Genomic DNA, 14367 nt, shown 5'->3' with positions numbered 1-14367 from the left:
CTATAATAAAACTAAAATTGGATAATGCCATAAGTACAAGTAAAAGCTGTATTTTCCAACCACCGCCAGACAATTTGCGCAAAAACTATTCGTGACTGCTTTTTTATGATTCTCAATAAAATTGATCAATAACATATACCACACACTGATCACAAACATTCCACCTTGATATAGAAGGGAATCTGTTCCATATACAAAGTGGAAGAGAATTAAAATTGTACACGTCGAAAGTACAACGCAAATACGTCGCCAAAAAGTCGAAAATGTTACACGACAGAATGAATATTTCTGTCGCATAACACCAAGCAGTATTCCAAGAAAGATATTAAATGCCATAGTATCCGTACCGTAATACACACGCGATGGATCCTCTCCCGGAATATACTTATGAAGCATTTTATAAACTGATAACAATGCAAGTACCCCAAAAAGCCAACAAGCAATCCCTCTCCTCTGTTTGTTTCGTTTTGTATTGCGAATGCTCAACTTACAATATCCCCAAAAAAGCAATGGCCATATCAAATAAAACTGCATTTCGACCGACAAATACCATAAATGTGTAAATGGTGAACTTACTGTGTGTTTTTCAAAATAAGATGCATTTTGTGCAATCTGCCACCAATTGTTATATCCTAAAAATATACTCGCTACTTGTTGACGGATGCCGATCATCTGTGGACTGTTACGTATTGTCATATACGCACATACACACATTACCATTACAAAACATGGGAACATAATTTTTTGTATCCTATTTTGGTAATAAGCGCATATATGAAAGGAACCATTTCGCCACTTTTGCAGGGTAGAAGTAAACATCAAATACCCTGATAGTACGAAAAACAACGGTACTCCCAAAAAACCACCCGGAACATAATTTGGAAAGGCATGATATAAAACAATCCCCAGAATCGCAATCCCCTTTAATGCATCCAATGGAATACGTGTCTTATCCCACTCCCGTGTCTTATCCTGCTGAAATAAAGATAGGTTATTTTGTTGTAAAGCCATTTGATTTTGCAATGTCTTTCGATTTTGTAATACCATTTGGTTTTGTAATACCATAACGAACCCCCTTTTCTGCTCATAAACCAACAACCAATTTGTCATAGTGCAAGTATTTACTTACATTCTCAACTATGATCTTGCTGTGGTCAAGCATGAATTTTACTTTGTAAACCATACTATACACGCTATGTTTTACAATGTCAACCACTTTTTTTCACTGCGCTCAAACTATCCACGTGATTTCTTATTTTGTTAACTCTCTGATGAATACATATCTGAAAGATTGTCTGAGATGTCCTGATTTTAGCAAAGTATCATCCATTTTGGGACGGGACGCTTTCGGAATCCTTTATACATTGTTATACATAATAATTTTGGTTGACAACATAAACTAAATAGTCTAAAATAATAGCCATTAACTGTAATGTTCATTATAGGAAAGAAAGGTTTGGTTATAGCGTGAACGATAAAATTAAAGTAACAAATAGCGAATGGTATGTCATGAACTGTCTTTGGACAGCCGAACAATCATTGCCTTTAATGCAGATAGTTCCTTTGCTAAAGCAAAGTAATGGTTGGAGCAAAAGTACTAGTGCAACAATGGTTCGTCGTATGAGTGAAAAAGGACTTATCGGATATAACGAGCAGGGCAAAACAAAATATTTTTTCCCAAAGGTAAACAAAGAAGATGTTGTTGTTCAAGAAACTAAAGATTTCTTACAGCGTATTTATGATGGAAGTGTAGGAACAATGATGAGTGCACTTGTACGCCAAAACGATCTGTCTTTGGATGACATTCACGAATTACAACAGATTCTGAAAGACGCAGAATCAAAAGCGAAAAAAAGTAAGGAGTAACTGAAAATGGTAGATTTTATGTTATGGTTTTTAGAATCTTCCTTGTTAATATTATTTGTACTGGGAATACGCAAAATATTCAGTGGAAAAATCAGCTATCGTGCTATTTATGCATTATGGCTTGTTGTTGTATTTCGCTTTATGATCCCGGTAAATATTATCCCAACCCCTTTTGGTTTTGCAGATAACATGAAAAAATCGCTGGATCATCTTGAGCTAGAACTTTCTACCGCTGCGAATAACCCTGCAGCGATACCGCAAAAAGCACCAAATTTCACGTTACAAAAATCTGCCAACAAAAGCATTGGTGATACAGAAATAACTGCTAACAATACAAAAGACACAACCGTCGAACATAATAATGTTTTGACAAACTCTGAAGAAACGCATAGCTTAAATACGCCGCAGAAGCAGGAGAGAAGTCGTGACAACTCACTTTCATTGCTATTACTTGCACTTCCAATAAAGCAAATAGCCATGACCATATGGGGAATTGGAACGGTTCTCTTGTTGTTGTGTTTTGTATTGTCTAATCGACATATGACTAAACAGCTGCATAAATATCGTGTTTTTATTTCGCGAGTTGGCAATCTCGATATATTTGCTGTTGATACTATTCCAACACCGTGCTTATACGGCTTGAGACATCCAGCCATTTACATCCCGTCATTTTTGTTGGATGAGCAGGATCCACGCCATGTCTCACCAAACGAACTTCGACATATTATTGCTCACGAATCCGTACATTACCAGCATAAAGATTATATCTGGTCGATTCTACGCATGGCATTATTAACAGTCTACTGGTTCAATCCGCTGGCATGGATTGCAAGCAGTTGTTCTAAAAAAGATGCAGAACTATATTGTGACGAAACGGTATTGCAGCAGATTGGCTCGAAACAGCGTTTTGAATATGGTAATCTATTGATCAAACTTGCTGCAAAACCAATGATTGGCGTTTTTTGTTATTCCGTTGTACCAATGAGTCGCAAAGGGCGGGAGATGGAACGACGGATCAAAGAGCTAAGCTGTCCACAGAAACGCTACAAATGGTTGATACTTCCAATGTTTCTGTTGCTGCTATTTGGAATAGTCATCACCTGCAGTACCGGTACTGGCCTAGCAGTAAAAAGCAAAGCAACAGAAACATCTTCTGTAGCTATAAACGAGACTTTAGCACAAGTATATGCTCAAAATTTTTATTCGCATAATTTTGTGATGAATTCTTTGTCGGAAAAAAGCTTTGCAGAGCAGGCATTGACTATTAACACCTCGTCTTGCAATCAATCAAATGCCTCCTTCGCAAATGTATTGCTGGCAAGCAACAATGTTTCAAATACAATAACCGTAGAAGATACTATAGATGCCACAGATTATAAACTGTGCGAATCTTTGTTCCGCCGTTATGTTTCCGCATTTACAAATGCTATAAATACCGGTAATACAAAATTTTTAAAAACAGTACTTGCAGCAGATGCATACCATCAACAGAGTTCACTTGCCAAAAACTACTACAAACGCGGTATTCGCGAAAATGCTAAGTCTTTGGAAGTAACCTCTGAACAGACAACAGATCAAAAAGTGTACGTACTATCCAACGAAAAAATATATGTACGTTATGCAGATCAAACACAAAAACTAATCAAACAACGTTACCGCTATACCTGCGAAAAGATTGACGGCCAATGGTTTATCACAGAAATGTCTGATATTGAATAACCTAAGCCTCCCATACTGGAAGGTTTGCTGTTCAAACCACATATTGCTTATTATGTCAGTAAAATAATCGCTATTTTGTAACAGATATTGATTACCGCTGCTTCTTTTGGTGCAATTGTACCGCTGAAGCAGCTTGACGTTTCTTATCATCATCCAACGCTGCATAATGCTTACGTGTTGTATTTACATCATTATGTCCCAAGACCTCTGCAACCAAATAAATGTCGCCTGTTTGGCGATACAACGAAGTACCATAGGTACTTCGTAATTTATGCGGTGTAATATGCTTAAACGTTGTTACCTGACTTGCATATTCCGTCACCAGATTCTCAACGGCCTGTACACTAATACGGCGTCGCTGGATGGAATAGAAGAGTGCATGTTCATGACCTTCTTTCGGAATAATTTTACTTCTGGAATCTTCAATATAATTCATCAAAGCTTCCCGAACTTCTGCTCCAAAATAAACAAACTCCTCTTTACCACCTTTTCGAATAATACGAATTCGATTATCTCGAAAATCCAGATCTTCAATATCCAGACCAACACATTCAGAAACACGGATACCTGTTCCTAAAAACAACGTAAATATGGCAATATTTCTTAATCGATTTTTTTCATAGTAGGTTTTCTTGATCCCGGTTAAATTATCGCCACCATGTTCCACCAATTCTAATAATTCATTTACCTCGGAAGAATCCAATCGAATAATTTCTCGATCATGTAATTTGGGCATATCTACAACAACGGTAGGATTATTTTGAAGCTTACCACGCTTTTGATAATATAGATAAAAACTGCGTAAAGAGGCCATTTTACGATGAATACCACGTTCATCGTTTGTAAATTCCTGCCCATCGTATGTATACAGCTTCAAATATTCCATATATTCCTCGATATCTACCGGCTCTAATTGGTCTAAATATGACAATTCAATATCAGAAATCGGCTTAGACGCAAACAAAGGATTCGCACTCTGTAAAAAGCGAAAAAAAGTACGTACATCATAAGCATAACCAATCCGAGTCTTAATTGTTGTTGTCGGTTCAATTCCCCGAAAATAATCTTTACAAAAACTAGGAAGTTCCTGCAAAGATCACGCAGCCTGCTGATATTCGTTGCTTTTAATTGTTGATGATATGTTTTTGTACGTTTCGTACCCATAAAAATTCACACATTCCTTTCTAAGTTCGCTAAAAACCACAAAGCAAACTATAACTTGCAAAGCATTCACAGACGACATTTAACATTGCCAAAAGTCTCATCAAGTGAAAAAGCTTTAATATATTCGGAAACATACATATATTATACCCGAAATATGTCGTTTTGACAATATCTCTTTGGTAAACTGGGGTTTATCCAAGAGATTGATTTTAGCAAATACTGCTCTTCTTTCTCTATTTTATTATGACAGAAATTTGAAACTCAGGTCTTTTGACAACCTAATCTTGTTAAGGAACACAGAGTCGCTTGCGATTCTTTCGCGCTCGAGCGGTGCTGTTTACAGCTAACTTCTTCTCCGCGAGATGCGCATCCTCGCGGAGCGTTTTTTACTTTATAGGAAACTTCTCGTTTCCTATAAAGTAAAAAAAGATGTTGACAGCTTTTATAGCCTTCAACATCTTTTATCATGTATGTATAAAATTATTTCGTCATTCGCCTGCTGATCGCAAATTCTAACGCAGCCAAATCATCAGAACTTAACTTCTGATTGACCAAATATTCTGTAATAAATTGTGAGACCGATCCATTGTACAATTTATTTAACAAAGCTTTCGTTTCGATTTCCTGCACTTTTTTCTTAGATACGTTTGCTCGACATATAAAGCCAGGATCTTCTCTGGTGATCGCACCTTTTTCGATCAAACGTTGATCACTGTATAAGTTGTATTTTTCTCCCAGCCAATATATTCTTTGATGATCTTGGAGATATCTTTTGCAGCCAGCGCCTTATTAGACCACAATAACTCCATAACATTTAATTCTCCCTCATGCAAACGTAAATCTTTCATAATCGCTACCTCGTTTCCTGTCGATTTCATCCGACAACAAATTAATTCTACATATTAAGAATAAAATCGTCAATGGCAAAACTGCACAATTAAAACAGTCTACAATTGTGTAACTTTTAATACTACAATTGTAGACCACAATATCTTTGATTCTACCGATGTAGAAACCACTAATTATAGGCCTTGCCTGATTTAATAAATTACAATTTTTTAGTCTTCTTTTAATTTTTTCAGTAATTTTTGAAAATAATCCGGCAATGGAGCGTCAAATTCCACATATTTTTTAGTGGTTGGATGGATAAAACCCAGTGTTTTTGCATGAAGTGTCTGTCCTGTTAATGCGTAGGGACTCTTCTGTGGTCCGTACACGGTATCTCCTAAAATCGGGTGTCCGATACTGGACATATGAACACGGATCTGATGAGTACGGCCTGTTTCCAAATTGCAAGCTATATAATTAAATTTTCGATTTAGATGATCTAATACCTGATAATGTGTAACTGCCGGCTTTCCGTTTTTTTCGTTGATCGCCATTTTTTTGCGATCAATTGGATTCCGTCCTATTGCACCTGTTATTGTGCCTTGTTCTTCTGATAGATTATTCCATACGATGGCATGATAGGTTCGTGTAATAGAATGGACCGCCAATTGTTCTGCAATAAATTGATGTGCCTTGTCATTTTTGCAGACTACAAGCACTCCTGTAGTATCTTGATCGATACGATGAACAATTCCCGGTCGCATCACACCATTGATCCCGGAGAGCGAATCTTTACAATGGTACAAGAGTGCATTAACCAACGTCCCCTCATAATGTCCCGGTGCAGGATGTACCACCATTTGTTTTGGCTTATTTACAACAATAATATCCTGATCTTCATATAAAATATCAATCGGAATATTTTGTGCTATAATGTCCGGTTCACGAAGTTCTTCAGGCTCAAAGTAAATCTCATCATGTTCCATCACTTTATAACTGCTTTTTACTGCCTTACCATTTATCAATACTCTTCCATTTTGAATTGCTTTTTGAAGTGCTGCTCGCGAATAATCCGATAGCATTTTTGACAAATATTTATCTAGCCGAAGTCCTATCACATCTTGATCCGTTACTCGAAAGCAAATGTTTTCATTCCTGCCTGACATAGCTCACCTCGCAAAATCTTCTTCTTTGTAATAAAATAACAATAATAGTAATGCGATCACGGCTCCGACCACAACATAACAATCTGCAACATTAAATACAGGAAAATGAATCAATGAAAAGTAAAAAAAATCGACAACATATCCCCGTGCAAAGCGATCGATCATATTACCAATTGCCCCAGCTGCGATCAAAACAATGGCACTCTGCAGCGGTCTCCATTTCCTGCCACTGCCCATCTTGCAATAAAAATAACACAGCCCACCAAATATGATAAGAGTGACGATCAATAATAAAACTCTTTGATTTTGCAAAATTCCAAACGCAGCGCCTCTATTTTCTAAATATTCCAATTGAAACACTCCGGGAATAAGTATAACATCCGGATGTCCCTGCAAAAAATGCACAGCAAGATATTTGCTTCCCTGATCAATTGCCAGCAAAAGAAACAGGGCAATCACTCCTAAAACATGTTGTCTTTTCATTCTTGTTCCTCATTTCCATCTACACAAAATCAGTTGATTATGTTGTAATTACTGCGTCTACCACCTACATAAACTCTTATATATGATTATGCCGCAAATTACCACAGCCAACACTTATGACTATTTCTTCATTTGATTACGCTCACGTTATTTCCTTCGCTGGTCACGCCGTAATCACAGCATCAAGTGCCTGAGATAGCTCTTCATCGGTGACATCATCTGTCATTACTGCATTTCCAAGGCCATCCAACAAAATAAAACGAATCTGCCCTGCATTCATTTTTTTATCATTCTTTGACACACGAATAATATCTTCTTTTGTTAAGCCTTCAACTGTTGTTGGCAACTGCATCTGCTGAATCATCTCACAAATAGTTCGATACTGTGCTTCTGTAATCATATTTCTCAAATAAGATAAATACGATGCTGCAACCATACCGATGGCAACACATTCTCCATGAAGAAGTTCAAAATTCTTTAATTTTTCAATGGCATGACCAAGGGTATGACCAAAATTCAGCAGAGCACGCTCTCCCTGTTCCTTCGGATCATTTTCGACAACTTGCCGCTTGATATCACAACTTCCGTAAATAATCTCCGCTAATGTGGATAAGTCTCTATCATTCAATGCCATAATATTCTTTTGAATGGTATCAAAATAATTCATATCCTTGATCAATCCATGTTTAATAATTTCACCAAACCCCGAAAAATATTGTTCTTTTGTCAATGTCTTCAATGTAGAAACATTCATATAAACTGCCGATGGCTGATGAAATGCACCTACCATATTCTTATATCCACGGAAATCAACGCCGGTTTTTCCGCCAATACTGCTATCTACCATAGCAAGTAGAGAAGTCGGCAACTGGATAACACGAATCCCTCGCAAATAAGTTGCCGCAGCATATCCGGTCATATCACCTACAACACCACCACCAAGCGCAAGCAAAATGTCTTTGCGATCAAAATGTGCCTTGATCAATACTTCATATAAATCTTCAATGACATCCAACGTTTTCGAAGATTCCCCAGCCGGAAACGAAAATACGCAAACATATGCAGCTGCCTTTTGGGCAATAGTCTTCACTTTTTCTGCATAATGAGCTCCCACTGTATCATCGGTTACAATACATATTTTATGCGACTGAAGTGCAAAGTTCTGTAATACATCTTCTAATCCATCATAATTGTCTGCCAAAGTAATATCATACAAGGGTTTGCCATCATAATGTACTGTCATTTTTTGTTTTGTCATAGTAAAGAACCTCCATGTTTGCATTCTCTATTCCACAAAAGGAAAGAGGGCTTATTCGGCCCCCTCTCGCATTCATATAAGAATCATTGTGATTATAATTCCGGATCAATAAAACTGAATGGATTGGCATCCATTGCAGGAGCCTGAGGCTGCGCTGTCGGTGCCGGTGTAACACCCGGTGTCTCAAACATTCCACCAAGATCCATTAACGGATCATCAATAATGCCATTACTTGCTCCGTCTGCTGCTGGTGCCGGTTCAGCCGCTGCAGGTGTTTCCGCAACAGTTTCCATTCCACCGATCAGATCGTTTGTATTGAACATATCTGCTCCACCGAGAAGATCATTCGCTGCCGGTTCTGTTCCACCAATCAGATCATTGGCTGTCGTTTCGCTGCCACCGATCAGATCGTTTGTAGCAAACATATCCGTTCCACCACCAATCAAGTTATCGGCTGTCGGCTCACTACCACCGATCAGATCGTTACCACCAAGAATGTCATTCGGTACCGGCTCACTCATTGCAGGCTCTGTTCCACCGATCAAGTCATTGCCACCAAACATATCTACTCCACCGAGCAAATCGTTTGCTACCGGTTCACTTGCTGCAGGCTCTGTTCCGCCAATTAGATCGTTATCAGCGAACATATCTGCCCCACCGAGAATATCATTCGATGCAGACTCGCCGCCACCAATCAATCCATTATCCACTGGAACTGCTGGTTCTTCAGCAGGCGTTGTGATCCCAGGAATATCCATCAGCATCGGATCTGCCGCCGGCGTTGATGGTGCAGTTGCATCTACAGTCGGAATATCTAAGCCCAAATCTAGGGAAACTGAACTTCCCGCCTCTGTTTGTGCAGGTGAATCCGATGAAATGTCTAACGATATATCACCTACCGGTGACATATCTACGATGAAACATCCAAACTAACTCCATTATCCTCCGCTGCAGGTGCTGTATCCGATGTAATATCTGAAGATACATTCAGAGTGATTCCCTCATTCAAGGTACTAGCTACCTCCTGCTCTGCATTAACTCCGGCAACATCAGCGATCGAACCTGTTGTGCTTTCTGTATTGTCTGACGGAAGATCGCTAAAAGATCCCTCTGATGAAACCGGAACTGTAAAGGATACCGGTTCAACAGGCACTTCCTCAACCTTAGGTGCATCAGCATTATCATCTGGCAATTCAACAAATGGAGCCGGAGAACCAATATTGATCGGAATGATTCCAGGATCATCCATTACCATATCAGCACTTGGCGCCTCATTCATCAATTCCTCTAATTCAGGAACAAAAATAGAAAAGCTCTCGCTGTCCAGCATCTCAATCTGTGCCTCTGCAAGTTTCTTAAACTGTAATCTATAATTTTCATAGCTCTGTACAAGTTTACGCACATGATTTCTTGTTTCTTCCAACTCACGATTAGCTTTTGCTTTTGTAATCTCCGTTTGTGCCTGTGCCTCTCTGCGCAGTGATTCAATCTCTGCCTTAGCCTCTCTTGTCATTGCTTCTGCCTTTGCAGTTGCTTCAGACATAACAGAGTCGGCCTGTGTCTTAGCAGCCTCCTGTGTTTCTGTCGATGTCTTCTCAGCAAGCACCAGAGCCTTCTGGAGTGTGGATTCCATTTTCTTGTAATACTGGATTCCCTCACTCAAAGAACTGATTTTCTCTTTTAAGCTTTGATTTTCTTTGTACAACTCCTCATAACTGCCACGAATTTCCTCCAAAAAGTCATCTACATCCTTTTTGTCGTATCCTCCCATCTTCGATTTAATTTCTCGATTCTGGATATCAATTGGTGTAAGCATACTCATACCTCCCTAAATGTATTGTTGTACCATGATGTGATATCTTCCCTTTTTTGATCGTACACCTGTCTGACGAAATCGGTATTTTCCATATCCTCTGACAGATATAATATCTCCTTCTCTCAGAAGTTTTGCATTCTCAGTACAACACTTTCCGTTAATATATATATTGCCATCCCGGATCAGTTGTAACCCCTGTGTACGCGAAGTGCGAATTGCAACTGACAACACTGCATCTAACCGCGGCGTTGTTACGCTTCCCGAAATGTCTTTATATTTTTGTTCCCAGTGGAGTTGGTTTAATGGGATACATTCTGTCTTCACAGTAGTATGACGGATTCGATCTAATTCCAAGATCAAGCTCTCCATATTGGATTTACAAAAAACATATCCAACGGCCGCCGAAGCACCTTCCGGTCCCTCCATCCGTACAAGAATGTCTCCTATCTGATCTCGTTCCAATCCCATCCCCATGACCGTCCCCAAGTAGTCACGATGTGTCAATGCTTCGCCAAACTTCCGGTTTACCGGCGCGATCCTGATACATGATATAGGAAACTGTGTATCAGATATTCGATCCATATATTCCGGTGGCATAAACATAAGAACCCGACGATCAGCCTCTTCATATCCGCCATAAGCATATAATGGCAGTTGTTCCACATGTGTATCCGGATATAATTCTGCCAATGCCTGACAGGCTAACTCCTGCTGTGTGATCGTTACGAAATCACTATAAACACAAATTCCACGTTGATATGCCATATTGCCCAAATCCCGAAAACGCTTGTATAATATTTGGTCTTCTTTTGAACGTGGCATTCTTAAAATTCCTTATTCAGCGTCGGGATATTAAATCCATCTCCCTCAGCCATATTTTTAATATAATCGCCGGATATATCAATATTTTTAGGTGAAAACACAAATATGTAACGGGAAACCTGACGCATATTTCCGGAGATTGAAAAAATACAGCCGGAAATAAAGTCCATAATACGCTGTGCTTCCATAATATCAATGCCCTCGAGATTAACAACGACAGGCTGTCCATCCATCAAAACTTCGCACACCTGCTGTGACTCTCCGAAATTACTTGGCTTGATAATACATACTTCCAAACCGTTTGGTGCCGTACGAATAGGAACGACCTTATTGGTCGATGTCCGAAAACTGGTTCGTTTCGGCTGTGGTGCCGGCTCATCATAATCATCAAAAGATGGTGCTTCCTGTTTAGCAGCTCGCTTCTCCTCTCGATAGCGCGGTCTTACTTCTTCTTCCTCAACATAATCATCCGCAAAATCGTCATCATAATCTTCATCTTCCGGTGCAAGTTTGAACCAATTTAAAATTGAATCAATTCCCATGTTATAACCTCATTTCTGTATGAAGAACTTCATACATATATTTTGTGCTCAAACAATCTCTGTGATCATAAAATGTCTATCATACGCTGATTGCTTAAACAGCATAATTCCTTCTCCGAAAATCCCGGTACCAACGCGCACATGAGTTGCTCCTTCTTCAACAGCAATCTCGTAGTCGTTGGTCATTCCCATAGAAAGAACATTCATATCAATATTATCAATGTTTTTCGCACTAATGTCAACTAACAATTTGTGTAATTTATGAAAAATCGGACGATTTTCTTCTGGTTTTTCGACAAATGGCGCTATCGTCATTAAGCCTCGCACATGAACACGTGGCAATTTGGCAATCTGTCGGATCAAACTCTCGGTTTCTTCAGGCTTGATTCCAAATTTACTATCCTCACCAGCAACATTAACTTCTACTAGAATATTTGCATGAACATCCTTTTTCTCACATTCTTTTTCGATTGCCTCAGCCAAATGGAGCGAATCCACGGAATGGATCAAACCGGCTCGTCCAACCACATATTTTACTTTATTCGTCTGTAAATGTCCGATGAAATGCCATTCCAGATTTTTAGGAAGCGCCTCATATTTTTCTTTCATTTCCTGTGCTTTATTTTCACCAAACTGTGTTTTACCGGCATCTATCGCTTCCTCGATCATCTCGATCGGCTTTGTCTTGCTCACAGCGATCAGCGTAACCTCTTTCGGATCACGACCACTGCGTTCACAAGCTTCATCAATCTTTTGCTGTACCTTGATCAAATTTTCACGTACCATAGTCTTTCATTCCTTTCTAATATATGATCTGATTTTCTTTCATCAGCTTTGGATTCAAAATAATATGGTCATATGTTGACAGTCCATATACCGTATTATTTTTTGCAATTGTATATTCTTCATTTTCATACAATTTGTCAATCAATTGAAAGCGGCAATACCCTTGATTACAATTATATACGCCGTTTAACGTTTCTGTCTGTGACAGCGTCGTTTCTTTCGACGAAGCATTATCCTTACGGATCACCGTGCCTGCCTCAAAGGAATCCTTGTCAATATACACCATATCGTTATCATCGATGTAATAAACATCAATTGCCACAAGCTTATTATCGGTAACCGATTTCAAATAATAAGTGCCGTTATCATCGTTTGGTCCATTTGATAAATACTCCTTCGGGAATACATAGCATTCCTTTTTTATAATGGAAGAATTCGGTATTTTCAAGCCTTGCGCATGATTGAATTCAATATGAACATCAATATAACGATTTTCCAAATATTGGATCATATATTGATTAAGATCTAATTTGGCATATTGCCCGCCGTTGCTTGTATACGTCGTTACCGGAACACTCATCGACAGATCATCTTTTTGCATGGTGATCTTAATCTGCTTCTGTCCGCTAAGCTTTTGAAACTGTTTGCTTGTAAGTGGCAATATGATCGACCAATTTTCACTTTTTACAAGCTTATATACGTTCGTCCCACTCGCCGCCTTAGAAGAAGGACGAAGCTGTTTCCAATGATCTGTCGTATCCTTAAAATAATCTTCCTTAACATCCTGATAAGAAACATTTTCCATACCATCCGTTACAAACGACACAACACCTGTCTGCTTTGCCTTGACCACTTCAAAGCCAACCGCCTGATCGGTATTATCCTTGATCAGCTTCTGCAATCGAGATTCGAAATTAACGGTTGAAAGCTGCAACACGGTATTATCAATATCATAGCGAAAATTTGATATTTTGTTATAGGAAGACAACGTAAAATCTTCACGAAAATTAGAAATGCTGTCGCGTATCTCTCTAGTATCCTGCGCACTAAGCTCCACACTTCCAGTATCCATCTCCGACAATTTCTGTGCAATGTCTCCTGTTCCATCTACTGAATATACATTTGTACGCAGACCAACACGATCACCTTCGCCCACATAGTAATTAATGTATCCGGCCTTTTGCGTATTCACCAATACTTCGTCTCGTAAGATCAATCCGCGGATCGTTTCATCATCTGCAATCTGCGTTTCATTCACTTCATAGATAGATAGATGATCTTTTGTCATGGACATAATAAACATAACTAAAAGATACAGTGAAAATAAGCAGAGAATAACTCCAAGGGTTTTAGATCTGCGTCGTTTCATCGATACGATATTACCTGTTTTTTTTCTATTTGCCATGGAGTTGTCACCTCTCTTCACATTCTCACTCTATTTTTACAAACCACTCTTTATTATAATCTTTTTTGTAGATTTTGTCCATATTTTGACGTTTATGTATATTTTTCCAATAAAGATTAAAGCAACATTGAGTGCAAAGTTTGAGTGTATAATTTGAATCTCTCTGGTAATACTTAGAATAACCATAATAAAAAGGAGGTTACTACATTGAAGACATTGGATTATATTTTATTAACGTTAGTGATCATCGGTGCGATCAACTGGGGACTGATCGGCTTCTTACAGTTCGATCTGGTCCGTGTATTATTTGGCGATATGAGTTTGTTGTCACGTATCATCTATGCAGCAGTGGGCATTGGCGGACTATATGCGATCAGCTATTATGGTAGGATCCGTTCCCAGTCATAATTTGGGGCAAGGCAATTACTATAGTTCTCTGCTGGCAGAAATCACTATGTTGTGGCTGCAAAATGCTTAGTATTCTTTGAAATAATAAGCAATATGTAACACAA

14 protein-coding genes and 1 pseudogene are annotated in these 14367 nt (G+C 38.8%); 3 read left to right on the top strand and 12 right to left on the bottom strand.

The features are described 5' to 3' along the window. Positions 1 to 1065, bottom strand: a complete 1065-nt coding sequence (locus DW981_RS00485; protein WP_182434057.1) for an acyltransferase — start codon at positions 1063 to 1065, stop codon at positions 1 to 3. 402 nt (positions 1066 to 1467) lie between these two features. Between DW981_RS00485 and DW981_RS00480 the strand changes: the two genes are divergently transcribed. Continuing rightward, positions 1468 to 1866 carry a BlaI/MecI/CopY family transcriptional regulator gene (locus tag DW981_RS00480; RefSeq protein ID WP_022026165.1) on the top strand — a complete coding sequence of 133 codons (399 nt, stop codon included), beginning with the start codon at positions 1468 to 1470 and terminating at the stop codon, positions 1864 to 1866. A gap of 6 nt (positions 1867 to 1872) precedes the next feature. Next, positions 1873 to 3585, top strand: a complete 1713-nt coding sequence (locus tag DW981_RS00475) for a M56 family metallopeptidase (protein WP_022026164.1) — start codon at positions 1873 to 1875, stop codon at positions 3583 to 3585. Between the two features lie 91 nt (positions 3586 to 3676). Here DW981_RS00475 and DW981_RS00470 read toward each other — a convergent pair whose 3' ends face one another. The 11 genes and pseudogenes from DW981_RS00470 to DW981_RS00420 form a co-directional block, all read right to left on the bottom strand. Next, the gene (locus DW981_RS00470; RefSeq protein WP_118506377.1) at positions 3677 to 4678 is read right to left on the bottom strand and encodes a tyrosine-type recombinase/integrase; all 1002 of its coding nucleotides are present in this window, start codon (positions 4676 to 4678) and stop codon (positions 3677 to 3679) included. 551 nt (positions 4679 to 5229) lie between these two features. Beyond that, positions 5230 to 5558 (bottom strand): annotated as a pseudogene (locus tag DW981_RS00465) (BlaI/MecI/CopY family transcriptional regulator). Positions 5559 to 5807: 249 nt separating this feature from the next. Beyond that, complete coding sequence (locus DW981_RS00460) at positions 5808 to 6743, bottom strand: RluA family pseudouridine synthase (protein ID WP_022026161.1); 936 nt, start codon at positions 6741 to 6743, stop codon at positions 5808 to 5810. A 3-nt stretch (positions 6744 to 6746) separates the two neighbouring features. Beyond that, the gene (gene lspA / locus DW981_RS00455; protein ID WP_022026160.1) at positions 6747 to 7226 is read right to left on the bottom strand and encodes a signal peptidase II; all 480 of its coding nucleotides are present in this window, start codon (positions 7224 to 7226) and stop codon (positions 6747 to 6749) included. A 163-nt stretch (positions 7227 to 7389) separates the two neighbouring features. Beyond that, positions 7390 to 8484, bottom strand: a complete 1095-nt coding sequence (gene aroB / locus DW981_RS00450) for a 3-dehydroquinate synthase (protein WP_118506376.1) — start codon at positions 8482 to 8484, stop codon at positions 7390 to 7392. 92 nt (positions 8485 to 8576) lie between these two features. Continuing rightward, a complete protein-coding gene (locus DW981_RS00445; RefSeq protein ID WP_118506375.1) occupies positions 8577 to 9392 on the bottom strand; it encodes a hypothetical protein in 816 nt (271 codons plus the stop codon). 2 nt (positions 9393 to 9394) lie between these two features. Continuing rightward, complete coding sequence (locus tag DW981_RS00440; protein WP_182434056.1) at positions 9395 to 10300, bottom strand: DivIVA domain-containing protein; 906 nt, start codon at positions 10298 to 10300, stop codon at positions 9395 to 9397. A gap of 12 nt (positions 10301 to 10312) precedes the next feature. After that, positions 10313 to 11122 carry a YlmH/Sll1252 family protein gene (locus tag DW981_RS00435; protein ID WP_118506373.1) on the bottom strand — a complete coding sequence of 270 codons (810 nt, stop codon included), beginning with the start codon at positions 11120 to 11122 and terminating at the stop codon, positions 10313 to 10315. Between the two features lie 2 nt (positions 11123 to 11124). Continuing rightward, entirely contained in the window at positions 11125 to 11664 is a 540-nt protein-coding gene (locus tag DW981_RS00430; protein ID WP_022024690.1) for a cell division protein SepF, read from the bottom strand. 48 nt (positions 11665 to 11712) lie between these two features. Then, positions 11713 to 12450, bottom strand: coding sequence for a YggS family pyridoxal phosphate-dependent enzyme (locus DW981_RS00425; protein ID WP_118506372.1), 738 nt, complete (start codon positions 12448 to 12450; stop codon positions 11713 to 11715). Positions 12451 to 12466: 16 nt separating this feature from the next. Continuing rightward, positions 12467 to 13855, bottom strand: coding sequence for an HlyD family efflux transporter periplasmic adaptor subunit (locus DW981_RS00420; protein ID WP_022024687.1), 1389 nt, complete (start codon positions 13853 to 13855; stop codon positions 12467 to 12469). A gap of 207 nt (positions 13856 to 14062) precedes the next feature. On the opposite strand from DW981_RS00420, the gene DW981_RS00415 reads away from it, so the two are divergent. Continuing rightward, positions 14063 to 14263 (top strand): DUF378 domain-containing protein, encoded by a 201-nt coding sequence (locus DW981_RS00415; RefSeq protein WP_022024686.1) that lies wholly within the window; start codon positions 14063 to 14065, stop codon positions 14261 to 14263. The last annotated feature ends 104 nt before the right edge of the window (positions 14264 to 14367 follow it).

The organism is Clostridium sp. AM49-4BH (assembly GCF_003478335.1).
Classification (GTDB): domain Bacteria; phylum Bacillota; class Clostridia; order Lachnospirales; family Lachnospiraceae; genus Butyribacter.
The sequence above is the reverse complement of the archived record's forward strand: the minus strand, read 5'-3'. Positions and strand labels throughout refer to the sequence as shown.

Bases quoted from the DNA above. Each gene is read 5' to 3' on its own strand.
- DW981_RS00430 (WP_022024690.1), bottom strand. From the start codon at position 11,664: ATGGGAATTGATTCAATTTTAAATTGGTTCAAACTTGCACCGGAAGAT.
- DW981_RS00475 (WP_022026164.1), top strand. From the start codon at position 1,873: ATGGTAGATTTTATGTTATGGTTTTTAGAATCTTCCTTGTTAATATTA.
- DW981_RS00440 (WP_182434056.1), bottom strand. From the start codon at position 10,300: ATGCTTACACCAATTGATATCCAGAATCGAGAAATTAAATCGAAGATG.
- lspA (WP_022026160.1), bottom strand. From the start codon at position 7,226: ATGAAAAGACAACATGTTTTAGGAGTGATTGCCCTGTTTCTTTTGCTG.
- DW981_RS00445 (WP_118506375.1), bottom strand. From the start codon at position 9,392: ATGTCACCGGTAGGTGATATATCGTTAGACATTTCATCGGATTCACCT.
- DW981_RS00425 (WP_118506372.1), bottom strand. From the start codon at position 12,450: ATGGTACGTGAAAATTTGATCAAGGTACAGCAAAAGATTGATGAAGCT.
- DW981_RS00420 (WP_022024687.1), bottom strand. From the start codon at position 13,855: ATGGCAAATAGAAAAAAAACAGGTAATATCGTATCGATGAAACGACGC.
- DW981_RS00485 (WP_182434057.1), bottom strand. From the start codon at position 1,065: ATGGTATTACAAAACCAAATGGTATTACAAAATCGAAAGACATTGCAA.
- aroB (WP_118506376.1), bottom strand. From the start codon at position 8,484: ATGACAAAACAAAAAATGACAGTACATTATGATGGCAAACCCTTGTAT.
- DW981_RS00435 (WP_118506373.1), bottom strand. From the start codon at position 11,122: ATGCCACGTTCAAAAGAAGACCAAATATTATACAAGCGTTTTCGGGAT.
- DW981_RS00460 (WP_022026161.1), bottom strand. From the start codon at position 6,743: ATGTCAGGCAGGAATGAAAACATTTGCTTTCGAGTAACGGATCAAGAT.